The organism is Bacteroides sp. An269 (assembly GCF_002159755.1).
GTDB lineage: Bacteria > Bacteroidota > Bacteroidia > Bacteroidales > Bacteroidaceae > Phocaeicola > Phocaeicola intestinalis.
Window position 1 is genome coordinate 1 of record NZ_NFJG01000008.1, and the last position, 21963, is coordinate 21963.

Annotated in this window: 21 protein-coding genes; 16 read left to right on the forward strand and 5 right to left on the reverse strand. The window is 47.5% G+C overall.

What is annotated here, in order from left to right:
* Positions 1-209 precede the first annotated feature (209 nt).
* From B5F71_RS03210 to B5F71_RS03250, 9 genes are all read left to right on the forward strand, one after another.
* Entirely contained in the window at positions 210-752 is a 543-nt protein-coding gene (locus tag B5F71_RS03210) for a DUF1599 domain-containing protein (protein ID WP_087207642.1), read from the forward strand.
* A complete protein-coding gene (locus B5F71_RS03215) occupies positions 742-2046 on the forward strand; it encodes a BT_3928 family protein (RefSeq protein ID WP_022038847.1) in 1305 nt (434 codons plus the stop codon). The genes B5F71_RS03210 and B5F71_RS03215 overlap by 11 nt, the downstream gene beginning before the upstream one ends.
* A gap of 97 nt (positions 2047-2143) precedes the next feature.
* Positions 2144-2899 carry a triose-phosphate isomerase gene (tpiA, locus tag B5F71_RS03220; RefSeq protein WP_022038848.1) on the forward strand — a complete coding sequence of 252 codons (756 nt, stop codon included), beginning with the start codon at positions 2144-2146 and terminating at the stop codon, positions 2897-2899.
* A gap of 119 nt (positions 2900-3018) precedes the next feature.
* Positions 3019-3465 (forward strand): SPOR domain-containing protein, encoded by a 447-nt coding sequence (locus B5F71_RS03225; protein ID WP_022038849.1) that lies wholly within the window; start codon positions 3019-3021, stop codon positions 3463-3465.
* Positions 3465-4058, forward strand: coding sequence for a GTP cyclohydrolase I FolE (folE, locus tag B5F71_RS03230; RefSeq protein ID WP_022038850.1), 594 nt, complete (start codon positions 3465-3467; stop codon positions 4056-4058). Before B5F71_RS03225 ends, folE begins: the two co-directional genes overlap by 1 nt.
* Before the next feature lie 109 nt (positions 4059-4167).
* Positions 4168-5505, forward strand: a complete 1338-nt coding sequence (locus tag B5F71_RS03235; protein WP_022038851.1) for an MATE family efflux transporter — start codon at positions 4168-4170, stop codon at positions 5503-5505.
* Positions 5506-5879: 374 nt separating this feature from the next.
* Positions 5880-7622: a hypothetical protein gene (locus tag B5F71_RS20095; RefSeq protein WP_087207643.1), complete on the forward strand. Its 1743-nt coding sequence runs from the start codon at positions 5880-5882 to the stop codon at positions 7620-7622.
* A 413-nt stretch (positions 7623-8035) separates the two neighbouring features.
* Positions 8036-8926, forward strand: coding sequence for a GLPGLI family protein (locus tag B5F71_RS03245; RefSeq protein WP_158098026.1), 891 nt, complete (start codon positions 8036-8038; stop codon positions 8924-8926).
* A gap of 10 nt (positions 8927-8936) precedes the next feature.
* A complete protein-coding gene (locus B5F71_RS03250; RefSeq protein WP_087207647.1) occupies positions 8937-9209 on the forward strand; it encodes a hypothetical protein in 273 nt (90 codons plus the stop codon).
* 293 nt (positions 9210-9502) lie between these two features.
* On the opposite strand, the gene B5F71_RS21145 is transcribed toward B5F71_RS03250, so the two are convergent.
* Positions 9503-9631 carry a hypothetical protein gene (locus B5F71_RS21145; RefSeq protein WP_262483239.1) on the reverse strand — a complete coding sequence of 43 codons (129 nt, stop codon included), beginning with the start codon at positions 9629-9631 and terminating at the stop codon, positions 9503-9505.
* Between the two features lie 387 nt (positions 9632-10018).
* Between B5F71_RS21145 and B5F71_RS03255 the strand changes: the two genes are divergently transcribed.
* The 6 genes from B5F71_RS03255 to B5F71_RS03280 all read left to right on the forward strand — a co-directional run bounded on the left by B5F71_RS03255 (position 10019) and on the right by B5F71_RS03280 (position 16047).
* A complete protein-coding gene (locus B5F71_RS03255) occupies positions 10019-10837 on the forward strand; it encodes a GLPGLI family protein (RefSeq protein ID WP_087207649.1) in 819 nt (272 codons plus the stop codon).
* 13 nt (positions 10838-10850) lie between these two features.
* Positions 10851-11624, forward strand: coding sequence for a GLPGLI family protein (locus tag B5F71_RS03260; RefSeq protein ID WP_087207650.1), 774 nt, complete (start codon positions 10851-10853; stop codon positions 11622-11624).
* A gap of 13 nt (positions 11625-11637) precedes the next feature.
* Entirely contained in the window at positions 11638-12456 is an 819-nt protein-coding gene (locus B5F71_RS03265) for a GLPGLI family protein (RefSeq protein WP_143269836.1), read from the forward strand.
* Between the two features lie 155 nt (positions 12457-12611).
* Positions 12612-13397, forward strand: a complete 786-nt coding sequence (locus B5F71_RS03270) for a GLPGLI family protein (RefSeq protein WP_158098027.1) — start codon at positions 12612-12614, stop codon at positions 13395-13397.
* Positions 13354-15411, forward strand: coding sequence for a carboxypeptidase-like regulatory domain-containing protein (locus B5F71_RS03275; RefSeq protein WP_087207656.1), 2058 nt, complete (start codon positions 13354-13356; stop codon positions 15409-15411). Before B5F71_RS03270 ends, B5F71_RS03275 begins: the two co-directional genes overlap by 44 nt.
* The gene (locus B5F71_RS03280) at positions 15412-16047 is read left to right on the forward strand and encodes a TonB-dependent receptor (protein WP_087207658.1); all 636 of its coding nucleotides are present in this window, start codon (positions 15412-15414) and stop codon (positions 16045-16047) included.
* A gap of 9 nt (positions 16048-16056) precedes the next feature.
* Here the strand turns inward: B5F71_RS03280 and B5F71_RS03285 are convergent, their stop codons facing one another.
* The 4 genes from B5F71_RS03285 to B5F71_RS03300 form a co-directional block, all read right to left on the reverse strand.
* The gene (locus B5F71_RS03285; protein WP_087207659.1) at positions 16057-16977 is read right to left on the reverse strand and encodes a DUF2807 domain-containing protein; all 921 of its coding nucleotides are present in this window, start codon (positions 16975-16977) and stop codon (positions 16057-16059) included.
* Between the two features lie 156 nt (positions 16978-17133).
* Positions 17134-18108 (reverse strand): phosphatase PAP2 family protein, encoded by a 975-nt coding sequence (locus tag B5F71_RS03290; RefSeq protein ID WP_022038622.1) that lies wholly within the window; start codon positions 18106-18108, stop codon positions 17134-17136.
* Positions 18099-19121, reverse strand: coding sequence for an NAD(P)-dependent oxidoreductase (locus tag B5F71_RS03295; protein ID WP_241148543.1), 1023 nt, complete (start codon positions 19119-19121; stop codon positions 18099-18101). The genes B5F71_RS03290 and B5F71_RS03295 overlap by 10 nt, the downstream gene beginning before the upstream one ends.
* Before the next feature lie 10 nt (positions 19122-19131).
* On the reverse strand, positions 19132-20034 hold the full coding sequence (locus B5F71_RS03300) for a cation diffusion facilitator family transporter (RefSeq protein ID WP_022038624.1): 903 nt from the start codon (positions 20032-20034) through the stop codon (positions 19132-19134).
* A 207-nt stretch (positions 20035-20241) separates the two neighbouring features.
* On the opposite strand from B5F71_RS03300, the gene pafA reads away from it, so the two are divergent.
* Positions 20242-21882, forward strand: coding sequence for an alkaline phosphatase PafA (pafA, locus tag B5F71_RS03305; RefSeq protein ID WP_158098028.1), 1641 nt, complete (start codon positions 20242-20244; stop codon positions 21880-21882).
* Positions 21883-21963: the final 81 nt, after the last annotated feature.

The window sequence follows — 21963 nt, forward strand, 5'->3', positions numbered from 1 at the left end:
CAGGAAGAAAATTAATGCCAGACCGAGAGAAAAACTCAATTTCTTGACTCCGGCTGAGGTCTTTTTCAAAAATATTTCGTAATGTTGCACTCGCTGGTTGACTCTGCCCTTTTTTAACTTCCTACATAAATCCGACAAATCTTACCGATTTATTACGCGCTTTACCAGGAAAATCGTAACTTTGCGACATAAATTCATGATACAAGCGTATGAAAGATACGAAAGAACAATTTGAGCACGTCATCACCACCTGTCGGGATTTGTTCGCCAAAAAGCTGCACGATTACGGAGCCGCATGGCGCATTATGCGTTCTTCTTCAGTAACCGACCAGCTGTTTATCAAGGCGAACCGTATCCGAAGCATCGAAATCAAAGGTGTCAGTCTGGTAAACGAGGGCATACGCCCCGAATTTATGGCAATAGTCAACTATGGTATCATCGGACTGATCCAACTGGAACTGGGCTATGCAGAAAAGGAAGATATCACCGAAGCACAAGCCTTGGAACTATACGACAAATATGCCAAAGATGCCATGGAACTGATGCTGAGAAAGAATCACGATTATGACGAAGCGTGGCGCAGCATGCGCATTACGTCGTACACCGACTTGATTTTGATGAAGCTGTACCGCACCAAGCAGATTGAAGCATTGAGTGGGAACACATTGGTTTCGGAAGGCGTAGACGCCAACTACATGGATATGATTAATTATGCAGTATTCGCTTTAATCAAACTGGAATTTGGAGAATAAATGCTTACATAGAGCCCTTGTCGTCGGAGTAAACGTTTGCCGTTTCCTGCTGGCAGCCGTATTCATCTTCTCCGGATTCGTGAAAGCGAACGACCCTTTCGGCACCGCCTATAAGATACAAGATTATCTGGAAGCGTGGGGCCTGCTTCAGGTTGTTCCACAGTTCGTCCCATACGTAGGTTCCATGGCAATGGGAGCATTCGAGTTTACATTGGGTGTCTATCTGCTGTTTGGCATCCACCGCAAAGCGACCTCCACATTGCTCCTGCTGGTCATGGCATTCATGACTCCACTCACCCTATGGCTTGCCATTGACAATCCGATAGCAGATTGCGGCTGTTTCGGCGATGCTATTATCCTGACCAACTGGGAAACCTTTGGCAAGAACATCGTGCTGTTACTTGCCGCCATCACTGTATTCCGCTATCGGAAAACCTACATCAGGAAACTGGTCACCGAAAAGGTAGACTGGCTGATAGCCCTCTACACCGTAGTGTTCATCATCGTATTCTCCATCTACTGTGTCCGCGAACTGCCCGTATTCGATTTCCGTCCTTATCACATCGGCATGAACATCCGCCAAGGAATGGAAATCCCCGAAGGGGTGAAACTCACAACTTACGAGACAACATTCATCTATGCTAAAGACGGGAAAGAGCAAGAATTTACCATCGACAACTTTCCCTCCGACTCGACATGGACATTCGTCGAAGCCCAAACGCGGGTAAAAGAGAAAGGCTACGAACCGCCTACTCACGATTTTCACCTCACCTCACAAGAGGACGGCACCGACCTGACCGAAGAAATCCTGAACGATGACAATTACACGTTCTTACTTATCTCGCCCAACCTGCGGCACGCCGATGAGAGCGGGATGGATTTATTCAACGAAGTGTACGACTACTGTTCAGAATATGGATACAGCTTCTTGTGTGTCACCGCTTCATCCGACGAAGACATCGCGATGTGGCAAGACAATACCGGTGCTGAATATCCTTTTGCCATCATGGACGAAATTACCCTGAAAACCATTATCCGCTCCAATCCGGGCCTGTTGCTTCTGAAGGACGGAACCATTCTGAACAAGTGGAGCGTAAACAACATCCCCGACGAATATCAGTTGAATGCACCTTTAGACCAACTTCCCATCGGCCGGTTGGAACCTCCCAACACATGGCATAAAATCATATTGGTGTTCGGCTGGTTCTTCGGTCCACTCATCTTCCTGACCCTATGCGATTTAGGCTGGCTGGAATGGAGCAAGAAGAAAAAGAAGAAAGAGTCAAGAAGTTAAGAAGTTAAGTCAATACATACGAATCAGGCCACTGGCTTAACTTCTTAACCCCTTAACGACAAAATAGTATATTAACCCTTTTAAAACTTAAAACAAAATGAGAAAAAACATTGTAGCAGGAAACTGGAAAATGAACAAGAACCTGCAAGAAGGTATTGCTTTGGCAAAAGAACTGAATGAAGTGTTGACCGCAGACAAACCGAACTGCGACGTTATCATCTGTACTCCGTTTATCCACCTGGCTTCTGTTACTCCGATTGTCGATAAAAACATCATCGGCGTAGGTGCAGAAAACTGCGCAGACAAAGTTTCAGGTGCCTATACTGGCGAAGTTTCGGCAGAAATGGTAGCTTCTACAGGTGCCCAATACGTTATCCTGGGTCACTCTGAACGTCGTGCTTATTATCACGAAACCGTTGAAATCCTGACAGAAAAGGTGAAATTGGCACTTGCCAACAACCTGAAACCTATTTTCTGCATCGGTGAAGTGTTGGAAGAACGCGAAGCAAACAAGCAAAACGAAGTGGTAGAAGCTCAATTGGCTTCTGTATTCTCACTCTCAGCAGAAGACTTCGGCAAGGTTATCCTGGCATACGAACCGGTTTGGGCTATCGGTACCGGTAAAACCGCTACTCCCGAACAAGCAGAAGAAATCCATGCACACATCCGTTCGCTGGTAGCTGCCAAGTACGGTCAGGAAGTAGCAGAAAACACTTCTATCCTGTACGGAGGAAGCTGCAAGCCGTCGAATGCCAAAGAACTGTTCGCTAAACCCGATGTAGACGGCGGATTGATTGGTGGTGCTGCTTTGAAAGCTGCCGACTTCAAAGGCATCATCGATGCGTTCAAATAATTCTTTATAGTTGACTAGGAACCAGGTACTGGTTGACTAGGTTTTAGATAGATTTAGTAAAACTATTTAGAACGTAGTTCCCCCGTACCTGATTGTCTAGTCCCTAAAACACACACATCATGAAATACTTACTATCCCTCTTTTTACTCTTGTGGGTTTCGGCAATGCATGCCCAGCGCACCATTGTGGAAAGCCTGGAGACACACCGTGCAGGCGAAGGAGTAGTAACGGTACATGCAGAATCCTACATCACTTCGCTAATAGGTACACGTTATGCCGCTTCAGCCCCGAAAACATTGAAGGCAAGAGGTTTCCGCGTACAGGTATATGCCGGAAACAATTCGCGCGTAGCACGCAACGAAGCAAATCGGATAGCCGGGAAGATAAAAGAAACATTTCCGGAAATGCCGGTATATACGTATTTCCAACCTCCACGCTGGCTGTGCCGTGTAGGAGATTTCAAGAGCATAGAAGAGGCACACGTAGCCATGCGCCAACTAAGAGCAAGCGGCGAATTCAAAGAAGTAGCGATTGTACGTGAACAAATTAACATTCCCATTGAATAATGATTGATACAAACTTGTTGAAGTTCCCGGAAGAGAAAGTACAGAAACTGATGGCACACTACAAAGAAATACTTTCCCTGCTGGGTGAAGACCCTGAACGGGAAGGACTGGTGAAAACCCCTGAAAGAGTAGCCAAAGCCATGCTGACGCTTACACGGGGATATGAGGTAGACCCGAAAGAAATTTTGTTAGGTGCCAAGTTCAAGGAGGCATACAGCCAGATGGTAGTGGTGAAAGACATCGATTTCTTCTCCATGTGTGAACATCACATGCTTCCCTTCTACGGGAAAGCCCACGTAGCTTATATCCCCAACGGATACATCACGGGACTGAGCAAGATAGCCCGCGTAGTAGATGTATTCTCGCACCGCCTCCAGGTACAGGAGCGCATGACCCTGCAAATCAAAGAATGCATTCAGGAAACGCTGCACCCATTAGGCGTAATGGTAGTAATAGAAGCCAAACACATGTGCATGCAAATGAGAGGAGTAGAAAAACAAAACGCCATCACAACCACCTCCGATTTCACTGGAGCGTTCAACCAGGCAAAGACACGCGAGGAATTCATGAATCTTATCCGAAGAGAAAGATAGTTGACAAGGTACCAGTTGACAAGGTGACAAGGCTTTAGATAGTCTTGAGTATGCTGGACCTCGCCCCTTGTCAACGGGTCGCCTCGTTCCCTAAAATAAAAAACAGACTATGACTCAACAAACAGGCATCCGCAAAGGACTGGTCAAACTCGTTATACCCATTTTTATCGAAACTTTGCTCATCATGATGCTGGGAGCAGTAGATACCATCATGCTGAGCCAATACTCCGATGAGAGCGTGGCTGCCGTAGGCGTGGTCAACCAGATTGTGACCTTTGCCTTTCTGGTATTCGAGGTCATCAACATCGGCACATCGGTACTCTGCTCGCAGTACTTGGGAGCTAAATTAGAAAAAAACATGATACAGGTAGTGGGGGTAGCCTTATTGCTCAATTTGGTAGTAGGACTGGCAGTCAGTGCCATCCTGCATTTTGGTGCCACTACACTGTTGGGCTGGATGGGACTACGCCCCGAGTTGTTACAATATGGTATCGGCTATATGGAGATTGTGGGAGCATTCGCTTTCTTCCAGGCCATCTCGCTCACCATTTCCGCCTCGTTACGCAGTGCCAACAAAGCCATTTACCCGATGCTGGTTACCGTACTGGTCAACATCATGAACATCATCGGCAATTATTCGCTGATTTTCGGCAAGTGGGGCATGCCGGCACTGGGAGCCGAAGGTGCTGCCATCTCTACCGCTTTCGCCCGTGGCGTAAGCATGGTTGTATTGTTTGTCATCCTCTTCCGCAAACACATCCCCAAGTTCCCCCTTGCCTATTTCCGCCCTTTCCCATGGATAGAGCTGAAAAACCTGTTGAAAATCGGGCTTCCTTCTGCCGGCGAAAACATCTCGTACAGTTTCTCGCAAGTGGTCATCACCTACCTTATTAATATATTAGGCAACAATGCCCTTGCCACCCGTACCTATACGGTCAACATCGTGATGTTTGTCTACCTCTTTGCCATCGCCATGGCGCAAGGAGGTGCCATCACCATCGGACACCTGGTAGGACAGAAAAAGGTCCGTGCCGCCTACCTTTTGGGCAAGTACGTAATGCGGCTTTCCATTCTGGTGTCGCTCATACTCTCGTGCATCTGGGCAGCTTCGGGGCACTTCATCTTCAGCCTCCTGACCGACAACCAGGAAATCATCCGACTGGGTGTCACCGTGATGATTATCGATGTGATTGTGGAAATCGGACGTGCCGTGAACATCTATGCCACCAATGCCCTCCGTTCTGCGGGCGATGTCAACTTCCCCTTCTATGTAGGGCTGGTGGTGCAGTGGAGCGTGTCGGTAGGCGTCAGCTACCTGCTCGGCATCCATTGGGGCTGGGGACTGATAGGCATGTGGTGCGCCTTCCTGCTCGACGAGAATATCCGTGCCATTATCTTCGTCCGCCGCTGGAACAGCATGAAATGGGCAAAGAAAGGATTCGTTTAGTGAGTTTTTGAGTTCTTAAGTTTTTGAGTTTGTAAGTTTTTGAGTTCTTAAGTTCTTGAGTTTGTATGTTTCAACTTAAAAGTTTCAACTCAAAAACACTCATAAACTCAAAAACTTACAAACTGTTTTGAATTTATCGTGCGATGATTGGGGATGATTTTTTGTAGAAAAGGTGTATCAAAATGAAAGTTGATTCCAATTTCGGCACACCCTCTTATAGGCAATTAAGAAAAATGCAGATATAATCTGTGTAATCTGTGGTGAAAAATAGAATAATCATCCTTCAGATAGGGAAGGCATTCTTATCGTTGTAAAATTATGAGCCGATTCCATCATTTTTATTACTTTTGCACCGTTAAAAGACAGAACCGCCTATGTTAAGAAGAATCATCCTGCCGTTGCTTTGCCTGGCGTTGCTTCTCCCTGCCTGTAAGGAAGAACCGAAAATCCCAGCCGAATTGAAAGCAATCAACGAAGCTATCGAAAGCGACAAACCGGGAATATACTATATGTTGCAAGACTACAAGCCTAAGGTCCAAAGGCAACCCGAAGCTGTGCGGATGTATTACGACTTCCTTACTATTAAATATGAAGACCAGATTAATTTCCGCCATCCTTCCGATAGCTTGATAAAAGGCATCGTGCACTACTACGAGGAGAAGAACGAGCGCCGGATGTTGCCCGAAGTGTATTACCTTGCCGGGCGGGTATATGCCAGTTTTGGCGATGCCCTCCGGGGACTGGACTATTACCAGCAGGCTTTGGACGCATCTGCTGCGCAAGGCAATGAAAAGCTGATGCAACGCATCTATTTCCAGATGGGGCACATCTTCTTGCATCAGGACGTGTACGGCGAGGCACTGAATGCCCAGCGGAAAGCCCTTGGCTACAAACACCTGGCAGTGGACAGTGTGTCGGAAGTATTTATTCTGAAAGACTTAGGAGCCACTTACGCGGCACAGGGAAAGACCGACAGTGCTTTCCTTTATTATCAGGAAGCGTTGCAGAAAGCCGAAACCGCCTGCAATGCTTCCGTCCGCTTCTACGTAAAAGAAGACATAGCAGCACTCCATCTCCGTCTGGGCGAATACGACAAGGCATGGCATCTGCTCGATGCTCCACCTGCCGAGATGGATGCCAGTGTGCAGGCAACGCTCTACCGCTTGAAAGCTCAGCTTTTCCACCGCACCGGACAACCTGACTCTGCCCTCTACTATAGCCGGCTTTTGACCCGTGAGGGCAGTTCGGTGTACGACCGGCAGGCAGCAAGCCTGGAAATGGCAGGCATCTTTACCGGACAAGAACGTTTTCAGGATGCCGTCAACCAATACCGCCAATACGTCATCTATACCGACTCGGTGCAAAAACTTATCCGTACCGCTGCCATCAGCAAGGCACAATCGACCTACAACTATCGGTTACGCGAGCGGGAGAACAACCAGCTGAAACTGAAAAACGCCGAGCAGCACACCCTGATACTGGTCTACCTGCTTGCTGGTGTGCTCATCGTAGGAGGTGGTACTATTTACCTGCTCTACCTGCGCACCAGCCGGCAGAAGCAAAACGAACGTATCAAAGAACTGGAGCGCCAACAGGAAGAACAATACACCCGAAGCCGTGCCTACATTGAACAGAACAATGCCATCATCCGCCAACTGGAGACCCGACTGGCTTCTACCTCGGCAGATAACACGCAGATGCGCGAACGCCTGCAGACCCAACAAGAACAGTTGCGCCAACGCAACATCCGTGCCGAAGCCGAAATGCGCCAACAGGAACTGGCACTGCATACGTTCCGCCAATCGGATATTTACATCCGTTTCCATCAGGCAGCAGACTTCAGCGAGCTATCGGAAACCGACTGGCAGGAACTGCAACGCACCATCGATGAAACCTTCAACCGTTTCACCGCACGCCTCTACGCACTCTCTCCCCTCAGCGAACGCGAACTTCGCATTTGCCTGCTGGTAAAGGCCGAAATCCAGCCTACCGGCATCGCCCAACTAACTGGTCGTGTAAAGTCCACCATCACATCCGCCCGCAAGAACCTATTCGAAAAGCTATGCGGCAAGAAAGGCTCGGCAGAAGACTTCGACCGCTTTATCCGGGCTTTCTGAAAGCATCCGCCAACTGCCCAGTTTTTCCACTACAGATAACACGGATTATACCATGCGCGGTATGAAATTGTGCCTTTTGTGGATGGGGCAATAAATAATGTGCTAATGTGATAATGTGATAATGTGATAATGTGCTAATGTGATAATGTGACAATGTGATAATGTGACAATGTGATAATGTGATAATGTGAAAATGTGATAATGTGATAATGTGAAAATGTGATAATGTGAAAATAAATTAGCACATTGTTCTATTATTTATTGGCACATTAAAAGCCCGTCTGTGTCTTTCCGTGTTTTCTGTGTCCCATCAGAATTCGCAAATGCTTTTTCGAACAAAAACCGAACCCGTTTACAGCACCCTATTCAGCAGTTTTCCCTACTTTTGCTTCAAACCAAAAACGAAAAATGCCATGAGACCCATGTTCTATTCACTCTTCATGCTGTGTTTCCTGATGCCCGCATATGCACAGACCGTCGACTTTATCAAAGAACTGGAACCTGCCATCTTGCAATGCACCTACCGGTGCACCATGAAACTTGATACATTAGGGACCGATACGAAAACAGACCGGATGATACTCCGCATCGGGAAAAACATCAGCCAATTCTACTCGTACACGGCTTACCGCACCGATTCGATATGGAAAACATCCAACGGAAAACGGATTTGGGGCAATGCCATGGTACGTGCCATCTGTTCGAGAAACCATGCCCAAATGCCCAATGCCAACATGATAACCAACGATTATATCTATAAAAACTATCCCGAAGGCAAACTCAGCACGTATGCCCAGCTGGGAATAACAAGCGTACGGATAGAAGAAGACTACACCGGACAGGATTGGACTTTGCAGGACAGCAACAAGACCCTGCTGGGCTATCCCTGTCAACTTGCCACGTGCAGTTTCCGCGGACGAGACTACCAGGCATGGTTTACCTCGGATATACCGATTGCCAACGGGTCGTGGAAGTTCAAAGGCTTGCCCGGACTGATACTGGAAGTGTACGACACGCAATGCCATTATCAATTCCAGATAGAAGGAATAGAACGGACAAACATCGCTCCCGTATGTTTCTATTATACCACTCCCGACCCACGGAATGCCGAACGCATCGACCGTATCCGCTACCTGCAACTAGCCACCGAAGGAAATGCCGGCATACCTACTTTCCTGCGCGAGACAAGCTTGGGCAGCAAAAAAACGGAAGACGGCCAAAGGCAACACATCGCCCACGATTACCTGGAGAGAGATTATCACAAGAATGCCTGTACATCCAGCAGCACCGGGCAACACAAATAAATACCCAGCCATGAAAAACTATATACAATATACCTTGCTTCTGCTGGCAAGTATGACAAGCTGTTTCCACATGAAAGCGCAAGGCAATGCCACACTCCCGACAAGCCTCTCGCGCCAAGCTACGGAATGTTACCTGCAAGGAGAATATGCCGAAAGGGCATTCAACCTTTACGACGCTCTCGAAACTATCAGGCATTCATCGATTCACTCGGTTGTGCCAGTGATGCCACCGAGGCACTCTACAAGCTGGCAGACCTTGCCAAGTCACGCCTGCATGAACTGAAAGAAAAAGCATTTATCAAAAACACGCTGGCACAATAAAATATGAATATCCTCAAAATGCCAGTAGATAAAAGGAGCGTGAGGAAATACATTCCAGTCCTCCCCCAATCCCATATTGCCAGGACTGCAGTCCTAGATAGTATAGGACTGCAGTACCAATAGGGTAAAACTGCAGTCCCAGCCTATCAGGACCGGAAAAGATTAAGCTTTGTAGAAAAGGTCGTGCAGCTTTGTAGAAAAGGTTGACTACTTTAAGTCTTATTCGTAGTATGGTATTATTACTATTCATGCCTGTCATTTACCGGTGTGAGGCAATACCATATTTGCCTTGCAGAAGAATGGAGCCTTTCTGGAATAAAATACTGGCAGTGAGGAAGCTCCCATCACTTCCAGCTCTTTTCGCAAACATTCAGTAATCATCATATTTTCAGCAGTTTCATAGATATTTTCTTAATGGCGGTCATTCATCGCACGATAAATTCAAAATAGTTTCTTATACTATGCGGTATAGATTTGTGCATTTTCTTACCACAGGCACAGGTACACAGAGTCTTTTAAATTTTTCCTCTGTGGTTCTTTGTGGCCTCTGTGGTGAATAGTTATGTTTCATTAAAATGCACACTTTCATACCGCGCAAAGTATAAAAATTTTCATCGAACAAAAACCGAATCCTAAAACCGTAGCATCGAACAAAAACCGAACTGTTTTATAGCTTTTGGTTCAAGCGGTTTCCCTACTTTTGTAGATATCGAACTTAAAACACAAATATGATTTAATGGAAACAGACCATCACCAATAATACTGTCAATTATGAAAACATCTATTTTTATCCTTATTTTCTTCTTCGGCTGCTATGTACAAGCTTCGGCTGAGAAAGAAAAAGCCATCGAACCAGCCATCATGGAATGCCAGTACGACCATACTGCTGTACGAGACACACTCGACCGCAGCCATGTGATGAAAGACCGGATGATTTTGCGGATAGGAAAAAATGTCAGCCAGTTCTATAGCTGGTACACCCTGCAAGGAGATTCCATGTGGACAGACCCAAGAGGAAGAAAGATTGCCGCAGAAAGAATTTTTGAAGCCTTACGTACACAGAATCATGAAAATATTATAGGTGAACGTACAGACGGATATATCTATCATTCATATCCTCAAAAAGGAATCACCACAACTTACACTTCCCAAGGAGGGGAAGATATGAGAACCCCTGTTACATTTCTGTATTTTTCGGAAGAAACACCCCGTCAGGAATGGAAAATTCAGGATTCCGTTAAGCAAGTGTTGAGATATACTTGCCAGCTTGCTACCGCCCGGTTCAGAGGCAGGTTATGGTACGCTTGGTTTACACCCGATATACCTATTGATAACGGACCGTGGAAACTCGGAGGATTGCCCGGCTTGATTATGGAAGCATACGATAGCCAAGACTATTACCACTATACCCTGACCGGCATCCAAACCCAAAACCTGCAACCCGTTACCTTCTATAATTATTGGGAAAAAGTATTCGAAAAGACAACCCGACTTGATTACCTTAAAAAAGCGCATAAATCACAAATAAAATATGCGGATAAGATCAGATATACGAACTACGATTTTTTAGAATTAGATTACCACCAATAAAAACCTGATTAGTATGAAACGAATAACCATCTTCTTCACCTTGCTGCTCGCTTTACAAGCCGCACAAGCACAAATCGAAAGCATGATACAAACCATCGAGCCAGCTCTGCTGGAATGCCGGTACCAATGGATACAGAAAACAGATACTTTAGGAACGGAAATTGCCGTGGACACCATGGTCTTACGTATCGGCAAGAAGGTAAGCCAATGCTATCCACAATCTACGTTTTCTATGGATTCATTGGTCAACACACCCAATGGAGGCGAAATATTCATGCAACAGATGATGGACTTTATGAGCAAAAAAAGACCACGACCGGGAACCAAAATCATCAACCGGTATTATTATAAGAATTATCCCGATGGGAAGTTCAACACCTTTGCACCCACACCGATACGAATAGAAGAAAACTACCAGAAACAAGCATGGACTATCGTGGCGGACAGCACGAAAACTATCTTGGGCTATTCCTGCCAGCTTGCCACCTGCCACTTCCAAGGAAGGGAATACAAGGCATGGTACACTACCGAAATCCCTTATCAGGAGGGACCGTGGAAATTCAACGGACTGCCCGGACTGATTACCGAAGTGTATGACACCAAGAACCATTATCACTTTACTTTGGTCAGCGTAAAAAAAGACCATCTCCCTCCGGTATGTTTCTATAAGCTGAAAGCCGAATCCTTACAGGAAGTGCCTAAGAAAGACCGAATTGCGTTTTTGAAGGAATCGGCAAAAAAGAACAAACATAACTTTGATTTCATGGAAACTGATTACCACGAATAACAGCATATCTTTTATGAACACACTTTATCTAATTGGAGGGTTACTCTTCACCTTCGCTTCACAAGCATTCGCAGAGAAGCGGACGGTGATAGAGCCAGCCATCATGGAATGCCAGTACGACCATACTGCTGTACGAGACACACTCGACCGCAGCCAAGTGATGAAAGACCAGATGATTTTGCGGATAGGAAAGAATGTCAGCCAGTTCTATAGCTGGTACACCCTGCAAGGAGACTCCATGTGGACAGACCTGACAGGAAGAAAGATTGCCATAGACAAAACACTCGAATCCATTCGTACACGCAACAATGATAACTTGATATGCAAACGGACAAACGGATACATTTATAAATCATATCCACAAAAAGGAATTATCACAACTTACATCACTCAAGGAGGAGAAGACATGAAAACTCCTATCGTATATCTTTATTTCTCGGAAGAAACACCCCGGCAGGCATGGGAAATGCAAGATTCCACCAAACAAGTACTGGGATATACTTGCCAGCTTGCCACCACCCGGTTCAGAGGCAGGTTATGGTACGCTTGGTTTACCCCCGATATCCCTATTGATAACGGACCGTGGAAACTCGGAGGACTTCCCGGCTTGATAGTGGAAGCATACGACAGCCAAGACTATTACCACTATACTCTGACCGGCATCCAAACCCAGAATCTGCAACCCGTTACTTTCTACAATTATTGGGAAAAGGTATTCGAAAAGACAACCCGTTTGGACTACCTAAGAAAAGACCGCCAGTCAAAAGACAAAGCAGCCGACAAACTGAAATATACACGATACGATTTTTTAGAACTGGATTACCACCAATAAAAACCTTAAATGAATGTCCGCATTTTACCCAATTTCCCATGTAGGGGCGTATCGTATACGCCCTGAAAACATCTACGTGGATTAGTTGGCGCATTCGGGCGTATGCGATACGCCCCTACATGGGATGTTTGCGGATATTCAAAAAACTTATCAGTATGAAACGAATAACTATTCCCTTCACCTTGCTGCTTGCCTTGCAAGCCGCACAAGCGCAAATCGAAACCATCACCCAAGTAATCGAACCCGCTCTGTTGGAATGCCGATACAAATGGGTACAAAAGAAAGACACATTAGGTACGGATATAGTGGTAGATACGATGGTCTTGCGCATCGGAAAAAACGTAAGCCAATGCTATCCGCAATCGACTTTCTTTGTCGATTCGTTAGTCAATACTCCTGATGGAAGGGAATTGTTCGGCAAGCTATTCGATGCAGCGATGGAAGATACCACCGGTACAATAGTTATACCTACATCGAAAATTGTAAATGAATTCTATTATAAAAATTACCCGAAAGGCAAACTCACCACATGGGCGCCCAGAGCCACGGTTTACCAGATAGAAGAAGATTACGAAAAACAAGCATGGGCATTAGTGGATGATAGCGTAAAGACCGTATGCGGATACAAATGCCATTTAGCCACCTGTTCATTCCGAGGCAGAGATTACAAGGCATGGTACACTACCCAGCTTCCTTACTCGGATGGACCGTGGAAGTTCAATGGCTTGCCTGGGCTGATTACTGAAGTGTATGATACGAAGAACCATTATCATTTTACATTGGTAAACATAAAAAAGAACAACCTTACCCCTGTATGCTTTTACAATATCAGAAGCGAACTTCAGCCTGAAGTAGAAAAGATAAGCCGTATAGATTTCCTGAAACAACTACCACGAATTGACAAATACGATTTTATGGAAACTGATTATCACCAATACTAAGAAACTGTTTTACCCCCATAACATTCCTCCTTCACTCATGCGAAACCTTATCTTCTGCCTCTTAGCGACATGCCTCGCTTCTTCCCTCTGCGCCCAGCAACGGACATTAACGGGCAAAGTGACCGATTCCGCCAAGCAAGTCTCCTTACAAGGAGTAAGTGTAACAGTCTGCCGGGCAGACGGAAAAAGCATCCTTGCCTTTGCCATTACGGACGAGGACGGGACATTCAGCCTGAACGTGGACAGCACAAAGGCAAGCCGTGCGGTGATACGCTTCTCTTGCCTGGGCTATGCAGCCGTGACCCGCCCTATCCAGCCGCAAGACCAAACCTACCGCATCGGCTTGCAACCCGAAGAAATCAGCATCCGGGAGGTCATCGTGAAAGCACCGAAGATACGGGCGCAAGGAGATACGATCATCTATAATGTAGCACGCTTCTCGAAAGAGGGCGACCGCACCATCGGGGACATCCTGAAGAAGCTGCCCGGCATACAGGTAGCGGATGACGGGAAGATTTCGTACCAAGGCACGCCCATCAACAAATTCTACATCGAGGGCAAAGACCTGCTGGGCGGAAAGTACGGCATCGCCACCAACAGCATCTCCAACCAAGACGTGAACAGCGTGGAGGTGATGGAGAACCACCAGCCCATCAAGGCACTGAACGGACTGAGCCTTTCGGACCAGGCAGCCATCAACCTGCGCCTGAAAGAGAACGTGAAGCAACGGTGGATAGGAAGCGTGAAAGGAGGAATCGGGCTTGCCGCGCCTGCATCGGTACTATGGGACGAGGAACTGATAGCCATGCAGTTCAACAAGAAATTCCAGTCGCTCAACACCTACAAGACCAACAACACGGGCAGGGACGTAACCCGCGAGTTCAAATCGTTCGACATCAACGCCACACGCTACCGGCGCGAAAAGCTGACCGACTACATCCGCATCGTGCCTCCGGCAGTACAGGCACTGAACAAAGAGCGCGAGCTGTTCAACCGCACCCATCAGGCGACTTCGAACAACCTGTTCCAACTGAAGAACGGAATGAACGTGACCGTAGGCATCGGCTACATGAACCACCGAACCGAATCGGACAAGCAGACCGTGACGCAATATTTCCAAGCGAATGCCGATACCACCACCATCCGCGAAAAAGAGAGTTCGCTCTTCGAGCAACAGCAGCTTTCCGCCGAGATACGGCTGGAAGCGAACGAAGACACCTACAACCTGACCGAACGCCTGATGGCAGACTTCGCATGGCTGGACAAGAATGACGGCGTGAGCGGAACCATCCCCAACACCCAAGATGCCTGGTCGCCCGACAAACAGCTGACCAACGACCTCTACCTGCTGAAGCGGTTCGGCAACAAGTTCATCATCTTCACCTCGTACACCTTCGTGCAAGACCATCCGCAACGGATGGACGTGACGTACGGAGACGAAACACGCAGCCAGCGGATAGAGCAGCGAAAACTGTTCTCGGACAACAAAGTGGATTATGGATTCGCCATAGGGCAAGTCACGGTAAGCCTAGGAGCCGGAGCCAAAGTGATGTGGCGCGACATGGCATCGGAACTGGAGGGCGTAACGCTGACCGATAATGACGAGGAAGGTTCGGGCATGAACTACACGCAGCTCTACCTCACCCCCAAACTGGAATATACGTGGCGCAGGCTGAAGACCCGACTTGCGCTGCCCGTCAACTTCTACCATTATCTATATAAGGAAAAGGCAAACGGGCTGAAAAGCCCCTCGACCCGTGTGTTGTTCAATCCAGACCTGTACCTGTCGTATACCCTAAGCGCACGCTGGGACATCGACCTTTCGGACGGAATCACCAGCCGTCCGCTCGGTGATGCCTCTTTCTATCCGGGTTACCTGATGGATTCTTACCGCACGCTGATGAAAGGTTATCCCGTATACGGGCTGAGCACCAGCAAATACATCGAAGGTGGCATCTACTACAAGCGTCCTTTGGACGAACTGTTTGCCGATGTATCGGTGTCGCACAACTGAATGAGCCTGCCCTACCTGACCCATCAGCAATTCGAAGGAGATTTCATCGTCACTTCATACCAGCAGGGAGAAAACACGGCACGCCAGCTGGACGTGAACGGCAATGTATCAAAAGGATTCGATTTCCTAAACTGCTACATCTACCTGAAAGGGATGTACACCAACCGCCATGCGGTGCTGGTGCGCAACGAAGAACGGATACCGAACGTGCGCACAATGTGGAGCATCGGGCCGCGCATCGAAGCGGACCTGACGGAAAAAATTACCCTGCACTATGAGTTAAACTATGGGAAAAGCAAGTTAAGGCTGGAAGAAGAAGGAAGCGAAACGAATACCGCCTCATTAGAGCAAAGCCTCAGCCTGCGGATAACACCCGCCGCAAAGCTCAGCATTTTACTAAAAGGCGGGCATTACCGCAACCGGGAAGCAGATAGCCGCAAGCGGGATTTCTTCCTTGCCGATGCCGTGGTGTCATACAAACTCTCCAAACGGATGGACATGGAGCTTGCCGCCACCAACTTGCTGGACGAAAGAGAATACGCCTATACCTCTTTCACCGATGAAGCCAGCACCGTATCACGCAGCTACCACATCCGCCCCCGCAATCTGCTGTTCACCCTGCGGATGACGTACTGAGGCCACACTTTAATCCTTCATTTTAGAAACCCCTTTTATCTTGCCTTCTACACGGGTGGGGGTACCTTTATAACGGATATCGCCGGCACTTGACACCGAAGTGGAAAGCACGCCGCTGGCGTTACACTCGATATCGCCTGCCGAAGAGGCGGTCGCCTTTACATCTTTCGCCAGCAGGTCCTTGGCATAGATGCCGCCTGCCGAACTGGCACTGAACGTAGCGTTACGGCATGTGCCGGCAAGCTTGATATCGCTCGATGAGCTGGTAGATGCTTTCACATCACCTTCACAGGTCAGGTTCTTTACCGTGCAGTCGCCTGCCGAACTGGATTCGATAACGGCTCCACTGCATTGGGCGGTATTCACCTTGATATCGCCGCTGCTCTGCGTATCCAGACTCAGCTGCCCGCACCGGACAGCATCTACCACGATGTCGCCGCTGCTCTGCGTAATCATTTCCACATCGGCACAAGCTACAGCCCTTGCCTTGATGTCGCCGCTACTCGATGCACGGAACGATACAGCCTTTTGGGTCTTCAAGCCGTTTGCCAAGATAATGTCGGACGAACTGGATGTGGAGAACGAAGTCACTTCGGGAGCATACACACGCACTTCGCATTTATATCTTCCAGTAATAGATGTACCGCTCTTGAAACCTACATGCAACTTACTTCCTTCCTGTTCTACTTTTATCAAAGGCACAATGTTATCAGGTGCATAGATTTCGGCATAGGGTGTACCCGAAGCCTGCGTATAGACTACATCTACCGATGAAGACGAACGAATAGCATCAATGCCGGTAAGCGATACTTTCTGGGTCACATAATTCTTGCTGGGTTTTACCACGTTTCTGCTTCCGGCGTAGCATCCGGAAACGGTAAGCATCATTGCCAAGACACATGATGCCACAATCATTGAAAAATGTTTCATAGTTTCTGTTCGTTTAATTGTTTATGTTCTACTTGTTAGACGCAAAGTCGCGAAAAAAGTTACGGAAAAATAAAGAATCTTTTTGAATGAAAAATTAAGAATGAAGAATGAAGAATTTCCATGCGGGCGAAGCAATTCTTCATTCTTCATTCTTAATTACTTAAAGTACTTGAACGCCGGCGAGATAAACCAGCGCTTATACATCAGGGTGGCAAGCTGGTAAACGAAAAAGGCGGTAAAGAAACCGGCTATGGAATCGACCAGATAATGCGCCTGAATATAAACCGTTGCACAACACAACAACACATAAAAAGGTGCCAGGAAATATGCCAGCCTCCGATTGACCCGCCACGCCATAATCATCACAATGGTAGATATACCTACGTGCGAACTGGGGAAAGCCGCCGTAGGCCGTTCGCCCACTTCTTGTGAAGCCTCCACTAAATTAAAGAAAAAACCATGGTCGAACCCCGGTCCCGGTATCAAGTAATCATTCGTATTGAAATAATCGCCAATAGGAGGAAAATCGCACGCATTCACCCTGTCCATCCCAATAGCCGGGAAATAGAACTGCGGTCCTGCCACAGGTAACATAATATAAACCAAATAATAAATGAAGAACGAAGTGACCAGCACAAAGCAAATCTTCTCGAACCACTCGAAACGCTTCACGAAGTAATAAAGTACCACAATGAGCATCATCGGATAATAAAAAAAATAGCCCATATTAAACGGCTCGCTGAACCAGATGGATGGACAATGCTCGCTGAACTCTACCGAAGGCTGGCACCCGAACAATGCCTGCTCATTGCGTGCAAACAAATAATCAAGGTTCGGGAACAAACGATTGAATTCAAACGTATCGGGATACCAATAAGCAAGCAGACTCATCTGCACCACCATACGGACAAATGCTGTCAGCCTGCACGGAAACGCCTGATACAGGAATATCAGCACAAATGTCAGAATCACAATACCCAAACGTTCCAGTAACATTGTGCCCGGATGGTCCATACGCTGATACAGCAACAAAACCAAAAAACTGGTCAGTGCATTATAAATCAAGCTGATTGTCTCTACGGCAAACAGTTCCTTACCGCTTTCTACCCGTTCGAATAATTTTATAGCCATCCCTCTTTCTTATACCATCTGATTGTTTCTTTTACTCCTCTCTCCAGCGGATATGCAGGCTGGTAACCCAGTTCGTTTTCCAACGGAGCTATGTCGCACCGCCAATTACGCTGTTTCATAATCTTATATTTGTCGGGATTAAGCGTACTGGGTTTATGCATCAGTTTCGCCACGTTTCCTGCCACAGACGAAATAATCTTCAACAACCCAAGCGGACACGTAAAACGTACCAGCCAAGGATGTCCCAATTCGGTCCGTATCAAGTCGGAGAACGTGCGGCTACTATACACTTCGCCATCGCTTACGAAATAAGCGCGTCCCGTCACCTGCTTTTCCACAGCCAAATAAATGGCCTGCACCAAATCGGTCACATACACAAACGTAAGATCTTGCCGGCGGAAACCGGCAACGATGTCCAAATGGCGCGATATGGATTGAGCCATCAGGAAATAATCACGCTCACGAGGACCGTATACTCCCGTAGGGCGGAATATCACCCACGGCAAGTTTTCCAGTGAACGTATGTATGCTTCGGTATGAAGCTTGCTCACCCCGTATGCCGTATTGGGTTGTGGCGTGTCGCACTCACCTATGGACAGATAGTCACGTTCGTGTATGGGACCGAACACACTCAGCGAACTAAGGTAAACGAACTGACGTGGCACCATGTCCAATCTTATCAACACTTCGACAAAATGACGCGTAGCCCAATAATTGCCTATTTCGAAGTCTGCCTGATGCAGGCATTTTGTCACACCCGCACAGTGGATAATGCAATCCCACCCGTCATGCTCTTTTTTATGTCGCTTCAGCTGTTCTTCCAAATGATCGGAATCTGTAAAATCGAGTTCGGCAAAACAGATACGCTCATCCTGCAGATATTTCCGGCTGCTACTCTGCCTTACACCTGCCCATACGTGCATGCCACGTTCCAATCCTCCTTCGACCAAAAAACTGCCGATGAATCCGCTTGCGCCTGTCACTAATATCTTCATGTTTCCTATATTCTTCATTCTTAATTCTTCATTTCATCGGCTCTACATGGATGTTGATGTATGTATCCTTCCCATATGTGTCACGCAATTTCTGCTCTACTTGCGTGGCACGGTCGTGCGCCTCACTCAAAGGCATATTGCCATCCATCCGGATATGCACATCTATCGCATAACGGTTGCCTATACGCCTCGTGCGCAAATGGTGCGGCTGTGATACACCAGGTACCGAAAGCACCAAGTCGGTGATATGACGTTCCACATCATCGGGCAACGAACGTTCCAACAGTTCGTCCAGACAAGGTCCCAATTGCTTTATCGCCACATGAATAATAAAAAAACTTACGATAACTGCCGCCAAAGGGTCGAGTACCCGCCAGTCTTCGCCCAACAAAATGGCGCCGCCGATACCTACTGCTGTCCCTATAGACGAAAACGAATCACTCCGGTGATGCCAGGCGTTAGCTATCACCGCCGGACTATCGTATTTCCTTCCTACCAGACGTGTGTAATGAAACAGAACCTCTTTCGACACAATTGAAAACAATGCTGCCCACAAGGCAATCCAACCCGGCGAAGGCAACGTTTCCCCCTGTAAAAAAGCGTAAATCTGTTCGCCTCCGCTCCATAGGATACCAATACCTACCACCAGTAATGCCACGCCAATCAGCAAGGTGGCAAAGGTTTCATATTTTCCGTGTCCATAATCGTGTCCTTTGTCTTCCGGCTTGTCTGAAATACGCACAAACACCAATACAATCACATCTGTAGCCAAATCGGATAATGAGTGTACCGCATCAGCTATCATCGCGGCACTGCGTCCCAATATGCCTGCAGCAAACTTACACAGCACCAGCACGACATTTACCACGCTGCCTGCCAGCGTCACCCCGTATATGGCACGCCGGCGGACAGCAGCATCAGTCTCATTCATATCACATTCATTTTTTACATAAGCATGGGGCAAAGATACGCAATTCTAATGAAGAATAAAGAACGAAGCATAAGGAATCTTCATATTTTTGACAGACAGGACAAGAATCCCGACAATCTGATTCGTATCACTTTTGTAATACCTGTTTCACGCCCCTGTAACACAAAAACTACACCTTTGCACCCGAATCAAAAAAGACAAGAAATTATGAAAAAAAGTTTCATCACCCTGTTATTATGCTTGTGTTGCAGCTTCGTGATAAAGGCACAAACCAATTCGCCACACGTAGAGCGTCCCCGATTAGTAATCGGCATTGTAGTCGACCAGATGCGTTGGGATTACCTCTACCGTTTCTATCCGCGTTTCGGAGAAGGAGGCTTCCGGCGCCTGATGAACGAAGGCTTCAGTTGCGACAACACTCATCTCAACTACATACCCACCGTGACCGCCATCGGGCACTCGTCTATCTATACCGGTTCCGTACCCTCTATCCATGGCATTGCAGGAAACAATTTCTACAAGAATGATACACTGGTATATTGTACCGACGATCCTACCGTAACAGGTGTGGGAAGCAACAGTCCTGCCGGCAAAATGTCACCACGCAACTTATTGGTCACCACTATCGGCGACGAACTGAAACTTGCTACCAACTTCCGTTCGCGCGTCATCGGCGTAGCCTTGAAAGACCGCGCTTCGATTCTTCCTGCCGGACATACACCCGATGCAGCCTATTGGTTCGATGACGAGACCGGACGCTTCATCACCAGCACTTATTACCGGAAATCACTTCCCCAATGGCTGAACGACTTCAACCAACGTGACCTTGCCCGACAATATCTCTTGCAAGACTGGGACACCCTCTACCCCATCGAGACCTACACTGCAAGCACAGCCGACAGCACTGCTTACGAATTACCCCTTGCCGACACTCCTATACTGCCCGTGCCCACCTCACACCTGTTCGAACAGAAAGGCTACAGTGTCATCCGCACCACTCCTTATGGCAACTCGCTCACGCTGGAACTAGCCAAGGCTGTACTGAAAGGTGAACAACTGGGTCAAGGTTCCGAAACTGATATGCTCACCGTCAGTCTTTCGTCAACCGACTACGTAGGACACCAGTTCGGAACTTATGCCATCGAAACAGAAGATACTTATCTCCGTCTTGACCGTGACCTTGCCGACTTTTTCCGTACGCTGGACGAGACGATAGGTAAGAATAACTACCTTCTCTTCCTTACTGCCGACCATGCAGCCGCCCACAATTTCCGCCTGATGCAAGACTGTGGAATTCCTGCCGGGGGCTGGTATGCGGGCACTGTCAAAGATTCGCTCAATGCTGTGCTTGACAAACAGTTCGGCTCTGGCCATCCACTGGTGAAAGACATCCTTAACTATCAAGTATTCTTCGACCATGCATACATCCGCCAAGCAAACATTGATTTACGCGCCGCAAAAGCCTGCGCCATTGATTTCCTGAAAAGTTACCCACAATTTGCCTACGTGGCAGACATGGAAGACCTGAGTAACGCCACCCTACCTGCCGATGTGCGCGAACGTGCCATCAATGGTTACAACCGACTGCGCAGCGGTGACATTCAGCTCATCATGCAACCCGGCTGGTACAACATTGACCGACCTGATAAAACAGGTGGTACCGACCACGGCGTATGGAATCCTTATGATGCACATATCCCGCTGTTTTTCATGGGTTGGCACATCGAATCGGGTAATACTTTCCACCCTGTACACATGACTGACATTGCCGCCACCGTCTGTGCCCTGCTTCGCATACAGATGCCCAACGGCTGTATCGGAACACCTGTAGAAACAGTAGTGGAATAAAACAACCGGCATCCTTTAACCTGTTTAAATTTTGCTCAGCCCCTTAACTTCATAACGCATCAATGAAACACAAGACGGACA